Source organism: Prauserella sediminis (genome assembly GCF_014195435.1).
In the GTDB taxonomy this organism is placed as follows: domain Bacteria; phylum Actinomycetota; class Actinomycetes; order Mycobacteriales; family Pseudonocardiaceae; genus Prauserella; species Prauserella salsuginis.
The window spans coordinates 819,099-837,746 of sequence record NZ_JACIBS010000001.1 but is presented as its reverse complement, the minus strand read 5'-3'; the positions used below and the strand labels follow the sequence as shown (position 1 = coordinate 837,746).

Below are 18,648 nucleotides of genomic sequence, written 5' to 3'. Positions count from 1 at the left end.
ATGTAAGTAACGCCAAACATCGAGTTCATGCGGCATGCTGGACGTCGTGTTCGAGACCGCATCGTCGACGAGTGCCCCGATCCCGCAGCACCGGCAGCGCCCTGCCGTCCGGCCCGCGGACACGCGCCGCGGGCCGTTGACACACGTGCCCCTGTCACGGGCGTCGCTGCCCGCCTACGACCCGATGCTGCCCCCGTGGGAGGGCTCGTGGGAAGCCATCGGCGGAGGTGACGACCGCGGCCAGGACGGAGCGCGGCTCCACGTGCGGCGCACGCCCGGCCTGCCGGACCGGACGGCGGTGTACGTGCACGGCCTCGGCGGCTCCTCGACGAACTGGACGGATCTGGCCGCACAGCTGGCGCCGCAGGCCGAGGGGATCGCGCTGGACCTGCCCGGATTCGGCTTCTCCGAGCCGCCCCGCGGGTTCCCCTACAGCCTGGACGCGCACGCCGACGTCGTCGCCCGCTACCTCGAGTCGCTGGGACGTCCGGTGGACCTGTTCGGCAACTCGATGGGCGGGGCGGTCTCATTGTTGCTTGCCGCGCGCAGGCCCGAACTCGTGCGCACGCTCACACTCGTCTCGCCTGCGATGCCCGACCGCAGGCCGGACCCGCGCAGACTGTCCGACCCGCGGATGGCACTGGCGATGCTGCCCGTGATCGGCACGCCCGCGCGCAGACAGCTGGCGCGGCTGACCCCCGAGGAACGGGCGCTGCAGACGATCCGGCTCGTCTACGCCGACGCCGACCGGTTCCCGCGGCACCGGCTCACCGAGCAGGCCGAGGAGTTCGCGGCGCGCTCGAAGTACGCGTGGGCAGGTGCCGCGCTGGCGCGCAGCACGCTGGAGATCTTCCGGTCGTGGTTCACACCGGGGCCCGGATCGCTGTGGTCGGCCGCGCCGCAGGTGCAGGTGCCGACGCTCGTGGTGTGGGGAACCGAGGACAGGGTGATCTCGGTGCGACGCGCCCGGCGTACGGCCGATGCGATCCCGTCGGCTCGGCTGCTGGTGCTGCCCCGCACGGGGCATGTCGCCCAGATGGAACGTCCCGTGACCGTGGCGCGAGCGGTCCTGGGCATGTGGGAACACCTCACCGGCGGCCGCTGGTAGCCCGCCGGGTGAGACCGCATGCGGCGCGGACGGTGTGGCAGTCTGGACGGCGTGGACAGGGTGTCGCACGAAGCACGGCGGGAGGATGAGCGGACCGGGTATTCCGGCCGCGGCCCCGGTCGCGCACGGCGCACCCGCGCGCCGGGCGCGCGGCCGCTCGACGAGCGGTACGGGCCCGGAGTGCGCAGGCCGGGTGAACCGCTGCGAGCGTCGTGGCGGCCCCACGACCACGACTACGACCCCGACGCGGAGCTGCGGGAATCCCACTCCGATATCGATGTGGCCGCCGACCACGACGCCCACGGGGCGGATTCCGGCGGCGAGCGACGGGGCGGGCGTCCGAAGAAGTCGAAGTCCGGTCTGCGCAAGCTGATCGCCACCTACGGCTGGCGGGTGTACGCGATCCCGGTGCTGCTCGTGGTCACCGCGCTGGTCGTCGTCGACACCACCAAGACCGATCCCGACGAACCCGGCGCCCAGGCGGGCGACGCGTCGGTTGCGGCCGACGCGGGCGAGAGCGGCGGCCGCGGCGGGGTCGACGAGATCCCGGCGGGAAAGCAGGACCTGAACATCCCCACGGCCGAGCTGCCCGACGGCAGTGAGTTCACCCGTCGGGGGCAGGGCACGTGGCACGTCGTGCCGGGCGGCAGCGATCCCGTCGGCGCGGGCGGCCGGCTGCTGCGCTACACGATCGAGGTCGAGGACGGTATCGACCCTGCGGGCATCGCGGGGGAGGACAGCTACGCCTCGACCGTGGAAGCCATCCTCGCCGACGACGACCGCGGCTGGGTCAGCAGTGGCGACGTGCGGCTGCAACGAGTCGACGACAGCGGACCCGAGGCCGACTTCTACGTGAGGCTCACCACTCCCGAGACGGCGAAGGACGTCTGCGGCGACGCGATCCCGTACCCGGCGTCGTGCCACGTCAACGGCGAGGTCGTGATCAACCTCGCTCGCTGGGTGCGAGGCGCGAAGGCGTTCAGCAGCGACCTGACGGCGTACCGCCAGTACGCCATCAACCACGAGGTCGGCCACGCTCTCGGCAATGGTCACGTGGGGTGCGCCAAGGAGGGCGCGCTGGCGCCCGTGATGATGCAGCAGACGTTCGGCGTCGCGAACGACTACGTCGCGAAACTCAACGACACGCAGGGCGGCGACGCCGGCAGCGTGCCCGCCGACGGCAAGACCTGCCGTCCGAACGCGTTCCCGAACCCGCAGGCCCAGTGAGCCGGATCTCCCGGAAACTGTCCACGATGTGGACACCGGGAAGGTTCCGGGGCCCGGACCCGTTATGAATGGATGAACTGCGACAAGCGCGAGATGGAGGACGTGATGTCGACTGCGCTGCCGCCGCTCGTCGAGCCGGCTGCCGAGCTGACCAAGGAAGAGGTCGCCCGGTACAGCAGGCACCTGATCATCCCGGATGTCGGAATGGACGGGCAGAAGCGGCTGAAGAACGCCAAGGTGCTCGTGATCGGCGCGGGCGGGCTCGGTAGCCCGGCGCTGCTGTACCTCGCCGCCGCGGGGGTGGGCACGCTCGGCGTGATCGACTTCGACGTCGTGGACGAGTCGAACCTGCAGCGGCAGGTGATCCACGGTCAGTCGGACATCGACAAACCGAAGGCCGTCTCGGCCAAGGAGTCGGTCGCGGAGGTGAACCCGTACGTCGACGTCGTGCTGCACCAGGAGCAGCTGACGAACGAGAACGCGCTCGACGTCTTCCGCGATTACGACCTGATCCTCGACGGCACCGACAACTTCGCCACGCGCTACCTGGTGAACGACGCCGCGGTGATCCTCGGCAAGCCGTACGTGTGGGGCTCGATCTTCCGGTTCGAGGGCCAGGTCAGCGTGTTCTGGGAGGACGCGCCGAACGGCCGCGGCCTGAACTACCGGGACCTGTACCCGGAGCCGCCGCCTCCCGGCATGGTCCCCTCGTGCGCCGAGGGCGGTGTGCTGGGCGTGCTGTGCGCCTCGATCGGTTCGATCATGGTCACCGAGGCGGTCAAGCTCATCACCGGCATCGGTGAGCCGCTGCTCGGCCGGCTGATCAGCTACGACGCGCTCGAGATGCGCTACCGCGAGGTCAAGATCCGGAAGGACCCGGAGACCCCGAAGATCACCGAGCTGATCGACTACGAGTCGTTCTGCGGCGTCGTCTCGGACGACGCGCAGCAGGCCGCCTCCGGCAGCACGATCACGCCCGCCGAGCTGAAGGCCAAGTTCGACGGCGGTGAGAACTTCGAGCTCATCGACGTTCGCGAGCCGCACGAGTACGAGATCGTCAACATCAAGGGCGCGAAGCTGATCCCGAAGGACCGCATCCTGTCGGGGGAGGCGCTCGCCGAGCTGCCGCAGGACAAGCCGGTCGTGCTGCACTGCAAGTCGGGCCAGCGCAGCGCCGAGGCGCTCGCCGCCCTGCACAAGGCCGGTTTTTCGAGCGCAACGCACCTCGGCGGAGGCGTTTTGGCATGGGCGAAGCAGATCGACACGAGCTTGCCTACATACTGATAGGTGGCAGCGCCTGCTGAAGGCGTCGTCTTGTGCTGCCGGCTGAGACTTGCTCAGGCCATCTGGCCGGTTGCAGGGTGCGGCGGAGGCCCCGGAGCTGGAAACCCCAGCGCCGGGGCCTTCGTCTTTCCAAAGGGCTGTCTTTCCAAGGGGCTGTCCTTCCAAAGGGTTGTCCTTCCACGGGGCTGTGTTTGTCCCGGGGGCTGTCTTCGTCCGGGCTGTGTTTCCCGGCTCGTCTTTCGTGGACCGGTGTCGCCGGGGCGTCCTCGTCGGCGTTCGTCCTTCCCGGGACGGCGTCGGCGCCACCGGCGGGTCGCTCACCCGGCCGTGTGGTGTCGGCGGTAACGTCCGTCGGCGTGGGGTATGGAGCCGAACGTCCGCCGTCGCATGTGCGCGCGGCCTTCGGCCTGAGCACCGCTGCCGCCGAGGACGGTGAGCAGCTGTCGGGCGCGGCCGCGTGGCGCTACGGCGACGTGGTGCTGCGGAAGGTCTCCGACCGGGCGCACGCGGTGTGGCTGGCGCGCACCCTCGCCGCACTCGACGCGCCGGAACTGCGCATCGCGCGGCCGCTGAACACCACCGACGGGCGCTGGGTGATGGGCGGCTGGGCCGCGAGCCGGTTCGTCTCCGGCAGGCCCGAGAACCGCGCCGACGACACCGTGCTCACCGCGATCAAACTGCAGCGGGCCATGGCCGACCTGCCCGAACCCGACTTCCTGTCCGGCAGACAGGGCCTGGCCGCGGACGCCGAGCGCATGGCCTGGGGCGAGGTCGACCTCGAGCTCGACGAGTCCAAGGGCGGCCGCTGGTTCGAGATCCTCGCCCCCGCCCGCAAGCCGCTGTCCTCACCGCCGCAGCTGGTGCACGGGGAGCTGTTCGGCACGGTTCTGTTCGACGGTGACGCCCAGCCCGGCATCGTCGACCTGGTGCCGCACTTCCGGCCCGCCGAGTGGGGAGCCGCGGTCGCCGCGATCGACGCCGTGGCGTGGGGCGGGGCCGACATGGCGTTGTTGCACCGCTGGTCCTACCTGCCCGACTGGTCGCAGTTGCTGCTGCGCGCGACGCTGTTCCGGCTCGCGTATCACGCGCGGTACCCCGGTTCTGCCGACGTCGAAGCCACCCGCCTGCGCGCCGCAGCCGCCCAGGTCAGCGAACTGCTGTAGGCCTTACGCGGTTCCCGGCGGGCACGGCGGTGACGAACACCCGCCACGCCCCACGGTGACGGCCGCACCGCACGCGACGTCGACACGTCCCCGGCGCGTGCTCACCGCGTCCTCGCGCAGGTCGCGGAGCAACGTCAAACGCCTGAAACATCAGCGCATCCCCGGGTAACACGCGCTTCCTACGGTCGCCGGAACGCAGGCGACCAGCAGGAGGTGCCCGTTGACGCTGCAAGCCGTGACCCCGCCAGGGCCGGACGTACCGGCCCTGCCCGCTCCTGCCGGCAGGACGGCGACACCGGACGGCGACGGGACGCGGACCGACACGCACTGCCCGTACTGCGCGCTGCAGTGCGGCATGACGCTCACACCGGCGGCCGACGTCGCGCCGCGCGAGTTCCCCGCCAACCGCGGCGGACTGTGCCAGAAGGGCTGGACGTCGGCCTCGCTGCTGGACTCCCCGGCGCGGCTGACCACCCCGCTCGTGCGCACCGGCGGCGAGCTGCGGCCCGCGAGCTGGGACACCGCACTCGACGTGATCGCGGCCAGGCTCACCGAGCTGCAGGCCGCCCACGGCAACGACGCGGTGGCGGTCTTCGGCGGCGGCGGGCTGACCAACGAGAAGGCCTACCTGCTGGGCAAGTTCGCGCGGGTGGCGCTCGGGACCTCGCAGATCGACTACAACGGCCGGTTCTGCATGTCGTCGGCCGCGGCGGCTGGCCTGCGGGCGTTCGGCGTCGACCGGGGTCTGCCGTTCCCGATGACCGATTTGGCCGGCGCCGACGTGATCGTGCTGGTCGGGTCGAACCCGGCCGAGACGATGCCGCCGTTCCTGCAGCACCTGCAGGGCGCGGCCGCCGCGGGCGGGCTGGTCGTCATCGATCCGCGGCGAACGCCGACCGCCGAGCAGGCGAACGTGCACCTCGCACCCGCGCCCGGCACCGATCTGGCGCTGGCGCTCGGCGTGCTGCACGCGACCGTCGCCGAAGGGCTGCTCGACGAGGCGTACGTGGCCGAACGCACCGCCGGGTTCGATGCGATGTGGCGGACCGTCGCCCGGTACTGGCCCGAGCACGTCGAACGCATCACCGGGGTCAGTGCTGCGGATCAGCGGGCGCTCTCCCGCGGGCTCGCCGGTGCGCGCAGCGCCTACGTGCTCACCGCGCGCGGCGCGGAACAGCACGCCACTGGCGTGGACACCGTGAGCGCCTGGATCAACCTGGCGCTCGCGCACGGACTTCCCGGCAGGGCGGGATCCGGGTACGGCTGCCTGACCGGCCAGGGCAACGGCCAGGGCGGCCGGGAACACGGGCAGAAGGCCGATCAACTGCCCGGATACCGCAAGCTCGACGACCCCGCCGCGCGGGAGCACGTGGCGGGCGTGTGGGGCATCGCCCCGGAGTCGCTGCCCGCGCCCGGCCGGTCGGCCTTCGAGCTGCTCGACGCGCTCGGCCAGCCGGAGGGGCCGAAGGCGATGCTCGTGTTCGGCAGCAACGTCGTGGTGTCGGCGCCGCGCTCGCAACGGGTGGCCGAGCGGTTGGCGGCACTCGACTTCCTCGTCACCGCCGACCTCGTGCTGTCGGAGACGGCCGCGATGGCCGACGTCGTGCTGCCCGTGACCCAGTGGGCCGAGGAGGACGGCACGATGACCAACCTCGAAGGTCGCGTGCTGCTGCGGCGCAAGGCGATCGACCCGCCGGACGGGGTACGCAGCGACCTCGACGTCCTCGCCGGTCTCGCCGAGCGGTTCGGCCAGCCCGCGGGCCGGTTCCCCGTCGACGCGGAGGAGATCTTCACCGAACTGCGGGCCGCGTCCGCGGGCGGCGTGGCCGACTACTCGGGCGTGACCTACGACCGGTTGCGCGCCGGTGAGGCGCTGCACTGGCCGGTGCCCGCGGTCGATCACCCCGGTACGCCGCGGCTGTTCCTCGAGGCCTTCGCCCACGCCGACGGTCGCGCTCGCTTCGTGGCCGTCGACCACACCGGCCCCGCCGAGCCGCCGGACGCGGAGTTCCCGCTGCAGGCCACGACCGGGCGACTGTTGCAGCACTACCAGTCGGGCGCGCAGACGCGGGCCGTGCCGGAGCTGGCCGAGGCCGCGGCCGAGGCGTGCATCGAGGTGCATCCCGACACGGCCGCGCGGGCCGGGCTCGGCGTGGGGGACGTCGCGACCGTCGAATCCCGCCGCGGCGCGGTGACCGGCCGGGTGCGATGTGTCGCGTCGATGCGGCCGGACGTCGTGTTCGTGCCGTTCCACTTTCCCGGCGGGCAGCGGGCCAACCTCATCACCAACCCCGCGCTCGACCCGACGAGCCGGATGCCGGAGTTCAAGGTGTGCGCGGCCCGGCTCGTCCCCGCCGACGCTGAGCCATCGGCGACGCAGCCGGAAGCAGTGACGCAACAGAAACCGGTGACGCAACAGAAACCGGTGACGCAACAGGCATCGGTGGAGCTGCAGAAATCGGTGACGCAACAGGAATCAGGGACGCAACAGGCATCAGGGACGCAGCAGGCATCGGGGACGCAGCAGAAGTCGGTGGAGCAGCGGGAAACGGGTGGTGCCTCGTGACCGCGCGCAGGGTGGTCGTGCTCGGATACGGCATGGCGGGAGCCCGGCTCGCCGACGAGATCCGCAACCGGGATCCGGAGGCCGAGCGGGTGGCGCTGACGGTCGTCGGCGCGGAGCCGCACGCCGCCTACAACCGGGTGTTGCTGTCGGCGGTGGTCGCCGGAACCATGCAGCCCGACAGCGTCCGCCTGCACGACGAGGGCTGGGCGCAGCGCAACCACGTCGAGCTGCGGCTGAACGTGGCGGCGCGGCGCATCGATCGCCGGCATCGGACGGTCCGGCTGGACGACGGCACCGCGCTGCCGTACGACTCGCTGGTGCTGGCCACGGGCAGCAGGCCGTGGCTGCCGCCGGTCGAAGGGCTCATCGGCGACGACGGCGAGCCGGCCGACGGCGCGCTGGCGTTCCGCAGCCTCGACGACTGCGATCGGATCCTCGATGCGGCGAGAGTGGGTGCCCCGGTTGCCGTGCTCGGCGGCGGGTTGCTCGGCCTCGAAGCCGCGCGCGGTCTCGCCGGACGGGGCAATCGGGTGACGGTGGTGCACCCGGCACCGCACCCCATGGAACGCCAGCTCGATCCCGGTGCGGGGCGCGTGCTCGCCGGCACGCTCGAAACGTCCGGCATCGACTTCCGGCTGGGCAGGGGAGCGGCCAGGTACCTGCCGGGCGACGGGCTGAAGCTCGACGACGGCAGCCAGGTCTCGGCGGAGCTGCTGGTCGTGTCGACCGGTGTGCGTGCCGAGACGGCGCTGGCCGCGGATGCGGGGCTCGCCGTCGAGGCGGGGGTGGTCGTCGACGACCAGCTGCGCACCAGCGACGGCCGCATCCATGCCATCGGTGACTGCGCACAGCATCCCGCCGCCCCGGGTGGGCTCGTCCAACCGGCGTGGGAGCAGGCGAGTGTGCTGGCGGATCTACTCACCGGTGCCGACACCGCGTCGCGTTATCGCGGGACGTCGGTCGTTACGCGGCTCAAGGCGAAGGGCGTCGACGTCATGGCGCTCGGTGACACCGTGGTCGCCGCGGACACGGCAGCCGAGGACACCGAGGTCCTGTGCGTCGACGATCCGGCGCGTGGCCGCTACGCGAAGTTGGTGGTGCGCGACGAGAAGGTGGCGGGCGCCATCGTGCTCGGCTTTCCCGACGCCGCGGCGACGATCACGCAGCTCTACGACCGCGGGGTGCGGGTGCCGGAGGACCGGCTCGCGCTGCTGCTCGGCCGGGCACTGCCCTCGGCGTCACCCGCCGCGGCCAGCCCCGCGGATCTGCCCGGTTCGGCGATCGTCTGCCGCTGCAACTCCGTCAGCAAGGCCAAGATCGTCGACGCGTACCGCGCCGGGGCGTCCACAGTGGATGACATCGCACAGCGGACCCGCGCCGGCACCGGCTGCGGCGGCTGCCGCGACGCCGTGTGCGGCATCGCCGAATGGCTCACCAGTACCGACTAGCAGCTCCGCGCGCAGGCGGTTCCGGAACGGAGCCGCCCCGCGACGCCCGTCACGCCGAAGGAGACTTCCATGACGCTCGCACCCGAGAAACCGGCCGACGAGCCCACGCTCGCCCGACGACGAGGACGATGGATCGACAACTGGGAGCCCGAGGACCCCTCGTTCTGGAACGCCGTCGGCCGAAAGGTCGCCTGGCGCAACCTCGGCTTCTCGGTCCTCGCCGAACACCTCGGCTTCAACGTGTGGATCCTGATGAGCATCGTCGTGGTCAACCTCGGTGACGCCGGGGTGCACTTCGGGGTCGGGCAGACTTTCTGGCTGATCATCGTGCCGAACCTTGTGGGCGCTCTGCTGCGGGTGCCGTACACGTTCGCGATCCCGCAGTTCGGCGGGCGGGTGTGGACGACGATCAGCGCGTCACTGCTACTGATCCCGTGCGCCATGCTGGCCGTCGCGGTGACCACGCAGGCGCCGTTCTGGTTCTTCCTGCTCACCGCGGCCGCGATGGGTTTCGGCGGCGGCAACTTCTCGTCGTCGATGAGCAACATCTCGTTCTTCTTCCCCGAGGGCAAGAAGGGGCTCGCGCTGGGCCTGAACGCGGCGGGCGGCAACCTCGGCGTCGCCGTCACGCAGCTGCTGGTGCCCCTGGTGATCAGCATCGGCACCGGCGTCAACCTCGCCTACGCGGCGCTGATGTGGATGCCGTTGATCGTCGTCGCATCGGTGTGCTCGTGGACGCTGATGGACTCGCTCACCTCGGCCAAACCGGACGGCAGTTCGTACCGCACGGCGTTGCGCAACAAGCACACCTGGGTGATGTCGTTGCTCTACATCGGAACGTTCGGCTCGTTCATCGGCTTCTCGTTCGCGTTCCCCTCGCTGATCGACCTCACGTTCACCGGTTACGGCGAGTTCGTCGGGCTCGCGTTCCTCGGCGCGCTCATCGGGTCGATCACGCGGCCGTTCGGTGGGTGGCTGGCCGACCGGCTCGGCGGCGCTCGCATCACCCAGTGGAACTTCGCGGGGCTGGCGGTCGGCACCGTCGGGGTGATGATCAGCGTCGCGCAGGAGAGCTTCGCGTTGTTCTTCGGCTCGTTCATCCTGCTGTTCGTGCTGACCGGGATCGGCAACGGTTCGACGTACCGGATGATCCCGATGATCTTCGCCGAGGAGGTCAGGAAGAACGCCGGAGCCGGCGCCGATCCGGACACGGTCGCCAAAGCGGCCAAACGGCAGGCGGGCGCGGTCGTCGGGGTCGCCGGTGCGCTCGGCGCGTTCGGTGGCGTGCTGGTGAACCTCGTCTTCAAGTTCTCCCTCGAAGGCGGCGGAACCCTGACGCCCGCGCTCATCGCGATCCTCGCCTGTTACGGCGGGTGTATGGCGACGACGTGGTGGTTCTACCTGCGGACGAGTTTCGCCGTGGACCGGGCGCCGAGTCTCGCGTACGCGCGGGTGTGAGCGCCGCGCAGTGGATGCAGTGGATGCGGTGGATGCGGCACACCGGACCGGACACGTGCGACGCGGGTGTGCCGGCCGCCGCATCGCCGTCACGGTCGCCGAGCTGGGAAGGGAACTGTTGGTAACGCACCGGAAACACGACGGAAGTGGTCAGGACACGACCACTGGTGAGCATGGAACGCAGGCATCGGTGGAGGTGTGAGTCATGAGTCGAACGCTGGTGGTCGCGGGGCACGGCATGGTGGCCCACCGCCTGGTGGAGGCGCTGCGCGGCGGCGACGTCGACGGAACGTGGCGGGTGGTCGTGTTCGGCGAGGAGCCGCGGCCCGCCTACGACCGCGTGGCGCTGACGTCCTATGTGGACACGTGGGATGCCGATGGGCTGGCCCTTCCGGGGTCCGAGTACTCCGGCGACGACCGCGTGGAGCTGGTGCTGGGTGACCCGGTCGACGCGATCGACCGGCAGGCCAACCGCGTCACGACACGGAGCGGGCGGGTGCAGGACTACGACGCGCTCGTGCTGGCCACGGGGTCGCGGCCGTTCGTGCCGCCGGTCGAGGGGAAGGACCTGCCCGGTGTGTTCGTGTACCGCACCATCGAGGACCTCGACGAGATCCGCGCGGCGGTGGCGCGTGCCCGCGAGCGCAGGGGCAGGCCCGCGGCGGCGGTGGTCGGCGGCGGGTTGCTCGGTTTGGAGGCCGCGAAGGCGCTGCGTGACCTGGGCCTGTCCCCGCACGTGGTCGAAATGGCGCCGCGGCTGATGCCACTGCAGATCGACGACGGCGGTGGTGCGCTGCTCAACCGGCTGATCACCGACCTCGGCGTCACCGTCCACACGGGAACGTCCACGGCGGCGATCGCGCAGGACGGCGACCGGCTGCAGGCACGGCTCGGCAACGGCACCGAACTCGACGTCGACCTGCTCGTGTTCTCCGCGGGGGTGCGGCCACGGGACGACCTGGGCCGGGAAGCGGGCCTCGACGTCGGCGAGCGCGGCGGCGTGCTCACCGACGCGGCGTGCCGCACCAGCGATCCGCACATCTTCGCCGTCGGGGAATGCGCCTCGGTGGAGGGACGGGTGTACGGCCTCGTCGCGCCCGGCTACTCGATGGCCGAAGTGGTGGCGACGACGTTGCTGGGCGGCGACGCGGAATTCCCCGGCGCGGACACCTCGACCAAGCTCAAGCTCATGGGCGTGGACGTCGCCAGTTTCGGTGACGCGCACGCCGCGACCGAGGGCTCGCTCGAAGTCGTGGTGAACGACCCCGTGAACGGGTCGTACAAGAAGCTCGTCGTGTCCGACGACGCGACGACCCTGCTCGGCGGGGTTCTCGTGGGTGATGCGAGCGAGTACAACCTGCTGCGCCCGCTGGTCGGCGAGGAGCTGCCGGGCGAGCCGGCCGCGCTGATCGGTCCCGCCGGTGGCGGCGGCGAGGCGGTCGGTGTCGAGGCGCTGCCCGACGACGCGCAGATCTGCTCGTGCAACGCGGTCACGAAGGGCGCGATCAACGGGGCGATTCACGACGACGGCTGCGACAGCGTCGGGGCGATCAAGAGTTGCACGCGGGCAGGCACGTCGTGCGGCTCGTGCGTGCCGATGCTCGGCAAACTGCTCGCAGCGTGCGGTGTCGAACAGTCCACGGCGCTGTGCGAACACTTCACGCAGTCGCGCGCCGAACTGTTCGAGATCGTCCGCGCCACGCGGATCACGACGTTCAGCGAACTGATCGCCGAACACGGCACCGGCACGGGATGCGCCGTCTGCAAACCCGCCGTGGCCTCGATCCTGGCCACCCTCGGCAACGGCCACGTGCTCGGCGGGGAGCAGGCGACGCTGCAGGACACCAACGACCGGTTCCTGGCGAACATGCAGCGCAACGGCACGTACTCGGTCGTGCCACGCGTGCCCGGCGGGGAGATCACGCCGGAGAAGCTGATCGTGATCGGCGAGGTGGCCAAGGATTTCGGCCTCTACACCAAGATCACGGGCGGGCAGCGCATCGATCTGTTCGGTGCGACCGTCGAGCAGTTGCCCCGGATCTGGCGCCGGCTCGTGGACGCCGGATTCGAATCGGGTCACGCATACGGAAAGGCGCTGCGGACCGTCAAGTCGTGTGTGGGTACGACGTGGTGCCGGTACGGCCAGCAGGACAGCGTGGGCCTCGCCGTGGAACTCGAACTCCGTTACCGCGGGCTGCGGTCGCCGCACAAGCTCAAGGCCGGGGTGTCGGGATGTCAGCGCGAGTGCGCCGAGGCCCGCAGCAAGGACTTCGGCGTCATCGCCACCGAACACGGCTGGAACCTGTACGTCGGCGGCAACGGCGGCGCGGTACCGAGGCACGCGGACCTGCTGGTGTCCGGTGCCGGCACCGACGAGCTGATCCGGATCATCGACCGCTTCCTCATGTTCTACGTCCGCACCGCCGACCGGTTGCAGCGCACCGCGGCGTGGCTCGACGAACTGGACGGCGGCCTCGACCACCTGCGGGCGGTGGTCGTCGACGACAGCCTCGGCATCGGCGACGAGCTGGAAGCCGCGATGGCCGAGCACGTCGCGAACTACGAGGACGAGTGGAAGGGCGTGCTGGAGGACCCGGACAAGCTGGCGCGGTTCACCTCGTTCGTGAACGCACCCGGCACGCCGGATCCGACGGTGGCCTTCGAGACCGAACGCGAGCAGCCCGTGCCCGTGATGCTGGGCGTACCGGAGGTGGCGAACCGATGACCGTACTGTCCGAAAAGCGGTCCGCCGGGGCCGAGGTGTGGACGCCCGTGTGCCGGGCGGAGCAGGTGCCGCGCGCCGCGGGGGTGGCGGTGCTGCTCGACGACGGGGTCCAGGTGGCCGTGTTCCGCACCGTCGAGGGCGACGTCTTCGGGCTGTCCAATGTCGACCCGTTCTCCGGCGCCGCCGTGCTCTCCCGCGGCATCGTCGGCGATGTGGGCGGCGTCCCGGTGGTGGCCTCGCCGGTCTACAAGCAGAACTTCGACCTGCGCACCGGACAGTGCCTCGACGACGCAGGTGTCCGGATCGAGGCGTACCCGCTGCGCGTCACCGACGGCATCGTCCACGTGGGAGTGCGATGACCGACGTCCTGCCGCTCGCCGGGTACGCGATCGGCATCACCGCGGCACGCCGGGCCGACGAACTCGGCGCGCTGCTGGTGCGCAAAGGTGCCACGGTGCGCTGCGGCCCGGCCATCCGGATCGTCCCCCTCGCCGACGACTCGGAGTTGCACTCCGCCACGCGGTTGCTGCTCGACGAGCCCGTCGACGTCGTCGTCGTGACCTCCGGGATCGGGTTCCGTGGCTGGGTCGAGGCCGCCGAGGGCTGGGGAATCGGCGACGAACTGATCGACCGTCTCGGTGCTGCCCAGGTACTGACCCGTGGGCCGAAGGCGAAGGGCGCGGTGCGGGCGGCGGGACTGTCCGAGGCGTATTCGCCGGGGTCGGAGAGCAACGCCGAACTGCTGCAGTATCTGCTCGACTCCGGAGTGGATGGGCAACGCATCGCGGTGCAGCTGCACGGCCAGCCGCTGCCGTACTTCGTGGAATCGCTGCGTGCGGCGGGTGCCGACGTCGTCGAGATCCCGGTCTACCGGTGGGTCGGGCCCGCCGATCCGGGGCCGCTGGACCGGCTGATCGACGCGGTGATCGACGGTGCGATCGACGCGATGCCGTTCACCAGTGCGCCCGCGGCGGCGAGCTTGCTGGCGATGGCCTCGCGCACCGGCCGGCACGCGGGCCTGGTGGATGCGCTCAGCAGCAGGGTGCTGGTCGCGTGTGTCGGCCCGATCACCGCCGGTCCGCTGGCCGCGGTGGGCATCCCGACCGTCCAGCCGCAGCGATCGCGGATCGGCGCGCTGGCACGCGAGGTGGCGGACACGCTCGTGGCGCGATCGCCCCGGCTGGCTGCGGCGGGCAGCGAGATCGAACTGCGCGGCCAGGCCGCCGTTGTGAACGGGCAGCTGCGGGAGGTGGCGCCCGCACCGATGGCGGTGCTGCGCGCGCTGGCCCGGCGTCCTGGTCATGTCGTGTCGCGGCGCGAACTGACGGCTGCGTTGCCCGGTGGCGGCGAGGAACACGCCGTCGAGACGGCGATCGGCAGACTCCGCACCTCGCTCGGGGAGGGAACACTGGTGCAGACGGTTGTCAAACGCGGCTATCGCCTGGCCGTGGCGGCGGGAGGCGACGGGTGATCGTGCTGACCGCGCACGGCACGCGCGACCCCGCTGGAGCCGAGGTGATCGCCGAGCTGGCGGGCCGCGTGCGGGCGCGGGGCGCGGAGGTCGCGGTCGCCTACGCCGACGTCCGCGAGCCCGACGTCACGACCGTCCTGAACGGACTGGCCGGACGGTCCGGTTCCGCCGATCCCGTTGTGGTGCCTGCCTTTCTGGCTGCCGGCTACCACGTGCGGACCGACATCCCGCAACAGGTCGCGGCGAGCGCACTGCCGCGTGCGCCGGTGGCAGAGGCGTTCGGCCCCGCACCGGAACTGATCGACGTGCTGGTCGATCGCGTGCGGCAGGCCGGCTATCGGCCGGGCGACGCCGTGGTGTTGGCCGCCGCGGGGTCGAGCGATCCGCGAGCGCTGGACGAGGTGTCGACGGCGGCACGGATGCTGAGCGCACGCCTGCGTGCGCCGGTGCGGATCGGTTACGCCGCCACCGCCGACCCGGATGTCGCCGCCGCCGTCGCCGAGGCACGCCACTCCGGCCGCCGGGTGCTCGTCGCGTCGTGGCTGCTGGCACCGGGGTTGTTCCAGCGGCGGCTGGAGGCGACCGGCGCCGACGCGGTGTCGGCCCCGCTCGGCGCCCACCCCGCGGTGGCCGACCTGGTGGTGCGCCGCTGCGCCGAAACCCCCGACACTCGGGCGGAACCGGCGGGATGGGACCGGACGGTACGGCTGGCGGTGTGACCGCCGCGGTGACGATCCGCGCAGCGTCGGCCGGACTCGGTGCGCACGTGCCGCGGCGGCCGATCGCCGGTGCGCCGACGCCGGCCGGGCCGCTCCATCGGAGTGCAGGACGACCGGACTCGGGGCCGGCCCTCAGTCGAACCGGTAGTCGAACGTGTACCCGATCGTCGCGGTGTCGCCCTTCGACGTGCCGTGTCCCGTGATGCCGGCGAGGTCGCCGGTGCCCGAGCCGGGGACGACCGCCCATGTGTCGTCGATCCCGTCGGCGCCGTAGCGCACGTCGTGCCGCACGACGAAACTGCCCGTGCGCCCGGCGACGGTGCCCTCGATCCGTTCGATGCCGGGGGAGGCCTGCCCGCCGTCGGTGAAGCCCTCGCCGGGGTAGTAGAGCAGGTAGTCGCAGGTCGATGTGCCGTCGATGACGCCCGTGTAGGCGAAGGTCGCCCGCGCGTGGGCGTAGCGCGGCGCGCCCTCGCCACCGGAGGCGACGTGTTCGGTCCAGGTGCTCGTGGTGAAGGTTCCCGTGTTCATGGCAGCCACTCTCACGGGCTTTCCTGCCATCTTCTGTCAGGTTTTCCGAGCAGAATGGGTGGCATGCGCGCGGGCCGGTTGCTGTCGATCCTGCTGTTGCTGCAGAACCGCGGGCGGATGACGGCGGGCGAGCTCGCCGCCGAGTTGGAGGTCTCCGTCCGCACCGTCTATCGCGACGTCGACGCGCTGTCCGAGGCAGGTGTCCCGGTGTACGCCGACCGCGGTCGGGCAGGTGGCTTCCAGCTGCTCGGCGGTTACCGCACCCGGCTGACCGGGCTGAGCGAGGACGAGGCGCGGTCGCTGGCACTGGCCGGGCTCCCCGACGCGGCGGCGGAACTGGGACTCGGCACGGTACTCGGCGCAGCGCAGCTGAAGCTGTTCGCGGCGCTGCCGGAGCAGCTGCGCGCCGGTGCGGGTCAGGTGGCGGAGCGGTTCTACCTCGACGTCCCCGGTTGGCACCGCGAGATCGAACGGATCGCCCAGCTGTCCGACGTCGCCGACGCGGTGTGGCGCACGCGGCGGCTGCGCGTCGACTACCACCGGTGGGACGGCTCCGCCGTGACGCGCACCCTCGAACCGCTCGGCCTCGTGCTGAAGGCCGGCGTCTGGTACCTGGTCGCACGGTGTGACTGCAGCGACCGTACTTACCGCGTGAGCCGCATCGTGACGATGTCCGACGCGGGCGAGTTCGCGCGGCCGGACGCGTTCGACCTCGCCGAGTACTGGCGCGCGTGGTCGGAGGGCTTCCAGCAGCGGTTATACCCGGAGACCGCGACCGTGCGGCTGTCCCCGCTCGGACGACGACTCGTGCCCGTGTACCTGGGGAGCGTGGGCGCCGAGGCAATGAAGACGGCGCAGGCCGAGGGCGCTCAGCCCGACGAGGACGGCTGGTGCACGGTGCGACTGCCCGTCGAAGCAGGCAGGCCGGGCGTGGGGGAGCTGCTGCGGTTCGGCCCCGACCTGGAGGTCCTCGAACCCGAGCGGCTGCGCACGGCCGTCGCCGACGCGATCGCGGCGACCGCGGCCCGCTATGCCCGGTGAGCGCCGGGACGGCGGCCCGGCCCCGCGCGACTCGGCCGCTCAGGCCGTGGCGACGTCGACGAGCCCGTCGAGCGCAGCGAAATCGGCCGGGTTGCGGGTCACCAGACGCGCGTCGTGGGCGTGTGCGGTGGCGGCGATCAGCAGGTCCATGGTGCGGGCCCGCGGCTGCCGGCCGGACCTGGCCACGGCCGCGGCGAGTTCGCCGTAGCTGGCGGCGACGGCGTCGTCGAAGGGCAGTGGGTCGAACCGTTTGGCGAGCGTGGCGAGCCGCTTCAACCGGTGGGCGCGGGTGTGTTCGTCGCGGGCGACCAGCACACCGAAGTGCAACTCGGCCACGGTGGCGGCACTGATCGCCAGTTCGCCGGGGATCGGCTCGACATCGGCGGCGATGACGATGCAGGTGTCGAGGACGGTTCTCACTCGGCGGTTCTCACTCGTCTGTCCACGGGTTGCGCACCGTCTGATCGATCAGATCGCGGTCGCGAGCCCACTCGGGGTCGGCCGTGCCGTCGAAGAGGTCCGCGACGTCGTCGTATGTTCGCCACCTGCGGGGGCCGTCGATGGGCACGAGGCGTGCGCTCGGGCGGCCCGCAACGGTGATCGTCACCTCACCGCCCGCCTCGACCCGGCGGACCAGCTCGGAGGCGTTCTGCCGCAGTTCACGCAGCCCCACCGAGTCTGCCGCTGTTTCCATGGCCACGATTGTAGCTCATGTGCTACTGCGCGGAGGCGGGATATCGTGGCCGTTCGCGAGCAGCGGGTGAGAGTGGGGAAACATGGCAGAGCTCGACGACGTCGCCATCGGCATCACGGCGGAGCGGCGCTCCGGCGAGTTCATCGACGCGCTGGAACGGCGGGGCGCGTCGGTGTGGCACGGGCCGACGCTGCACATCGTCCCGTTGGCCGACGACGACCGGCTGCGCGCGGCCACCGAGGACGTCGTCGCGGGCGGGGTCGACCTGGTGGCCGTGACGACCGGCGCGGGATTCCGCGGGTGGTTGTCGGCCGCCGAAGGCTGGGGCGTCGCCGACGAGCTGACGGGCGCGCTGTCGCGGGCTCGGCTGTTCGTGCGCGGGCCGAAGGCGAAGGGCGCGGTCCGCGGGCACGGGCTGACCGAGGAGTGGTCGTCGCCGGAGGAGAGCAACCGGGAGCTGTTCGCGCACCTGCTCGACCGCCTCACCGACGGGAAGGGCTCTGGCGGGCAGGGCGTTGGCGGGCCAGGTCCAGAGGGTCGCCGGGTGGCGGTGCAGCTGCACGGGCAGGCGCTGCCGGAGTTCACGGATCCGCTCCGGGAGGCGGGTGCGACGGTCGTCGAGGTGCAGCCGTACCGGTGGCAGTGGCCCGTCGACCTGGCGCCCGCTCGGCGGCTGATCGACGGGGTGCTCGACGGTCGGCTGCAGGCGTTGGCGTTCACCAGTGCGCCCGCTACGGCGAACCTGTTGCGGCTCGCCCGCGACGACGGCCGCTACGAGGAACTGCTCGCGCGTCTCGGCACCGACGTGCTGTGCGCGTGCGTGGGACCGGTGACGGCGGCACCGCTGGTCGACGCGGGCGTGCGGGTCGTGCAGCCGGAGCGGCAACGACTCGGCGCGTTGGTGAAGCTGCTCGTTGCGGAACTCGGGTAGTCCCCGCAGAAGCCGGTCAACCGGGCAGCGTGTCGAGGATGTGAGCGGCCACGCGCTCGGCGAGTCGGCACGGGTCGCCGTCGGTCACCGCGCTGACGTCGGCGTTGAAGGTCTGCGCATCGTCGTCGGGAACGAGCGCGACTTCGACCATGCACGAGGTGCCCCGTGGCTTGATCCTCATCGCGGTGGCGGCGATGCCGCGCACCTCGGAGTCGCTGAGCTCGACGTTCGCCGTGTCCGTCGTCAGGCTGATCCCCGACCCGATCGTCACGGAGTCGCGTC

17 protein-coding genes are annotated in these 18,648 nt (G+C 71.5%); 13 read left to right on the top strand and 4 right to left on the bottom strand.

Annotated features, from left to right (window positions below):
• Positions 1-34 precede the first annotated feature (34 nt).
• The 11 genes from FB384_RS03685 (at position 35) to FB384_RS03635 (ending at position 15,169) form a co-directional block, all read left to right on the top strand.
• Positions 35-1,108 carry an alpha/beta fold hydrolase gene (locus FB384_RS03685; protein ID WP_183779149.1) on the top strand — a complete coding sequence of 358 codons (1,074 nt, stop codon included), beginning with the start codon at positions 35-37 and terminating at the stop codon, positions 1,106-1,108.
• 51 nt (positions 1,109-1,159) lie between these two features.
• The gene (locus tag FB384_RS03680; protein ID WP_323985112.1) at positions 1,160-2,335 is read left to right on the top strand and encodes a DUF3152 domain-containing protein; all 1,176 of its coding nucleotides are present in this window, start codon (positions 1,160-1,162) and stop codon (positions 2,333-2,335) included.
• 105 nt (positions 2,336-2,440) lie between these two features.
• Positions 2,441-3,619 carry an adenylyltransferase/sulfurtransferase MoeZ gene (gene moeZ / locus FB384_RS03675; RefSeq protein ID WP_183784912.1) on the top strand — a complete coding sequence of 393 codons (1,179 nt, stop codon included), beginning with the start codon at positions 2,441-2,443 and terminating at the stop codon, positions 3,617-3,619.
• A gap of 356 nt (positions 3,620-3,975) precedes the next feature.
• Positions 3,976-4,782: a TIGR02569 family protein gene (locus tag FB384_RS03670; RefSeq protein WP_183779146.1), complete on the top strand. Its 807-nt coding sequence runs from the start codon at positions 3,976-3,978 to the stop codon at positions 4,780-4,782.
• Between the two features lie 265 nt (positions 4,783-5,047).
• Positions 5,048-7,348: a molybdopterin oxidoreductase family protein gene (locus FB384_RS03665; protein WP_267459306.1), complete on the top strand. Its 2,301-nt coding sequence runs from the start codon at positions 5,048-5,050 to the stop codon at positions 7,346-7,348.
• A complete protein-coding gene (locus FB384_RS03660; protein WP_183779144.1) occupies positions 7,345-8,796 on the top strand; it encodes an FAD-dependent oxidoreductase in 1,452 nt (483 codons plus the stop codon). Before FB384_RS03665 ends, FB384_RS03660 begins: the two co-directional genes overlap by 4 nt.
• A 69-nt stretch (positions 8,797-8,865) precedes the next feature.
• Complete coding sequence (locus tag FB384_RS03655; protein WP_183779142.1) at positions 8,866-10,254, top strand: MFS transporter; 1,389 nt, start codon at positions 8,866-8,868, stop codon at positions 10,252-10,254.
• Between the two features lie 205 nt (positions 10,255-10,459).
• Positions 10,460-12,979, top strand: coding sequence for a nitrite reductase large subunit NirB (gene nirB, locus FB384_RS03650; protein WP_183779140.1), 2,520 nt, complete (start codon positions 10,460-10,462; stop codon positions 12,977-12,979).
• Positions 12,976-13,338: a nitrite reductase small subunit NirD gene (nirD, locus tag FB384_RS03645; RefSeq protein WP_183779138.1), complete on the top strand. Its 363-nt coding sequence runs from the start codon at positions 12,976-12,978 to the stop codon at positions 13,336-13,338. The genes nirB and nirD overlap by 4 nt, the downstream gene beginning before the upstream one ends.
• Positions 13,335-14,450 carry a uroporphyrinogen-III synthase gene (locus FB384_RS03640; RefSeq protein WP_183779137.1) on the top strand — a complete coding sequence of 372 codons (1,116 nt, stop codon included), beginning with the start codon at positions 13,335-13,337 and terminating at the stop codon, positions 14,448-14,450. The genes nirD and FB384_RS03640 overlap by 4 nt, the downstream gene beginning before the upstream one ends.
• Positions 14,447-15,169 carry a sirohydrochlorin chelatase gene (locus FB384_RS03635; protein ID WP_183779136.1) on the top strand — a complete coding sequence of 241 codons (723 nt, stop codon included), beginning with the start codon at positions 14,447-14,449 and terminating at the stop codon, positions 15,167-15,169. The genes FB384_RS03640 and FB384_RS03635 overlap by 4 nt, the downstream gene beginning before the upstream one ends.
• Before the next feature lie 132 nt (positions 15,170-15,301).
• On the opposite strand, the gene FB384_RS03630 is transcribed toward FB384_RS03635, so the two are convergent.
• A complete protein-coding gene (locus FB384_RS03630; protein ID WP_183779135.1) occupies positions 15,302-15,700 on the bottom strand; it encodes a DUF3224 domain-containing protein in 399 nt (132 codons plus the stop codon).
• A gap of 63 nt (positions 15,701-15,763) precedes the next feature.
• Between FB384_RS03630 and FB384_RS03625 the strand changes: the two genes are divergently transcribed.
• Entirely contained in the window at positions 15,764-16,741 is a 978-nt protein-coding gene (locus FB384_RS03625; protein ID WP_183779134.1) for a helix-turn-helix transcriptional regulator, read from the top strand.
• Positions 16,742-16,780: 39 nt separating this feature from the next.
• Here the strand turns inward: FB384_RS03625 and FB384_RS03620 are convergent, their stop codons facing one another.
• Complete coding sequence (locus FB384_RS03620; RefSeq protein ID WP_183779133.1) at positions 16,781-17,161, bottom strand: type II toxin-antitoxin system VapC family toxin; 381 nt, start codon at positions 17,159-17,161, stop codon at positions 16,781-16,783.
• 10 nt (positions 17,162-17,171) lie between these two features.
• Positions 17,172-17,435 carry a type II toxin-antitoxin system Phd/YefM family antitoxin gene (locus FB384_RS03615; protein ID WP_183779132.1) on the bottom strand — a complete coding sequence of 88 codons (264 nt, stop codon included), beginning with the start codon at positions 17,433-17,435 and terminating at the stop codon, positions 17,172-17,174.
• Positions 17,436-17,517: 82 nt separating this feature from the next.
• Between FB384_RS03615 and FB384_RS03610 the strand changes: the two genes are divergently transcribed.
• Positions 17,518-18,366, top strand: coding sequence for a uroporphyrinogen-III synthase (locus FB384_RS03610; protein WP_183779130.1), 849 nt, complete (start codon positions 17,518-17,520; stop codon positions 18,364-18,366).
• A 16-nt stretch (positions 18,367-18,382) separates the two neighbouring features.
• On the opposite strand, the gene FB384_RS03605 is transcribed toward FB384_RS03610, so the two are convergent.
• Positions 18,383-18,637, bottom strand: a complete 255-nt coding sequence (locus FB384_RS03605; RefSeq protein ID WP_183779128.1) for a hypothetical protein — start codon at positions 18,635-18,637, stop codon at positions 18,383-18,385.
• Between the last annotated feature and the right edge of the window lie 11 nt (positions 18,638-18,648).

Coding starts and splice junctions, on each gene's coding strand:
- FB384_RS03655 (WP_183779142.1), top strand. CDS start 8,866: ATGACGCTCGCACCCGAGAAACCGGCCGACGAGCCCACGCTCGCCCGA.
- FB384_RS03685 (WP_183779149.1), top strand. CDS start 35: ATGCTGGACGTCGTGTTCGAGACCGCATCGTCGACGAGTGCCCCGATC.
- nirD (WP_183779138.1), top strand. CDS start 12,976: ATGACCGTACTGTCCGAAAAGCGGTCCGCCGGGGCCGAGGTGTGGACG.
- FB384_RS03610 (WP_183779130.1), top strand. CDS start 17,518: ATGGCAGAGCTCGACGACGTCGCCATCGGCATCACGGCGGAGCGGCGC.
- FB384_RS03630 (WP_183779135.1), bottom strand. CDS start 15,700: ATGAACACGGGAACCTTCACCACGAGCACCTGGACCGAACACGTCGCC.
- FB384_RS03615 (WP_183779132.1), bottom strand. CDS start 17,435: ATGGAAACAGCGGCAGACTCGGTGGGGCTGCGTGAACTGCGGCAGAAC.
- FB384_RS03640 (WP_183779137.1), top strand. CDS start 13,335: ATGACCGACGTCCTGCCGCTCGCCGGGTACGCGATCGGCATCACCGCG.
- nirB (WP_183779140.1), top strand. CDS start 10,460: ATGAGTCGAACGCTGGTGGTCGCGGGGCACGGCATGGTGGCCCACCGC.
- FB384_RS03625 (WP_183779134.1), top strand. CDS start 15,764: ATGCGCGCGGGCCGGTTGCTGTCGATCCTGCTGTTGCTGCAGAACCGC.
- moeZ (WP_183784912.1), top strand. CDS start 2,441: ATGTCGACTGCGCTGCCGCCGCTCGTCGAGCCGGCTGCCGAGCTGACC.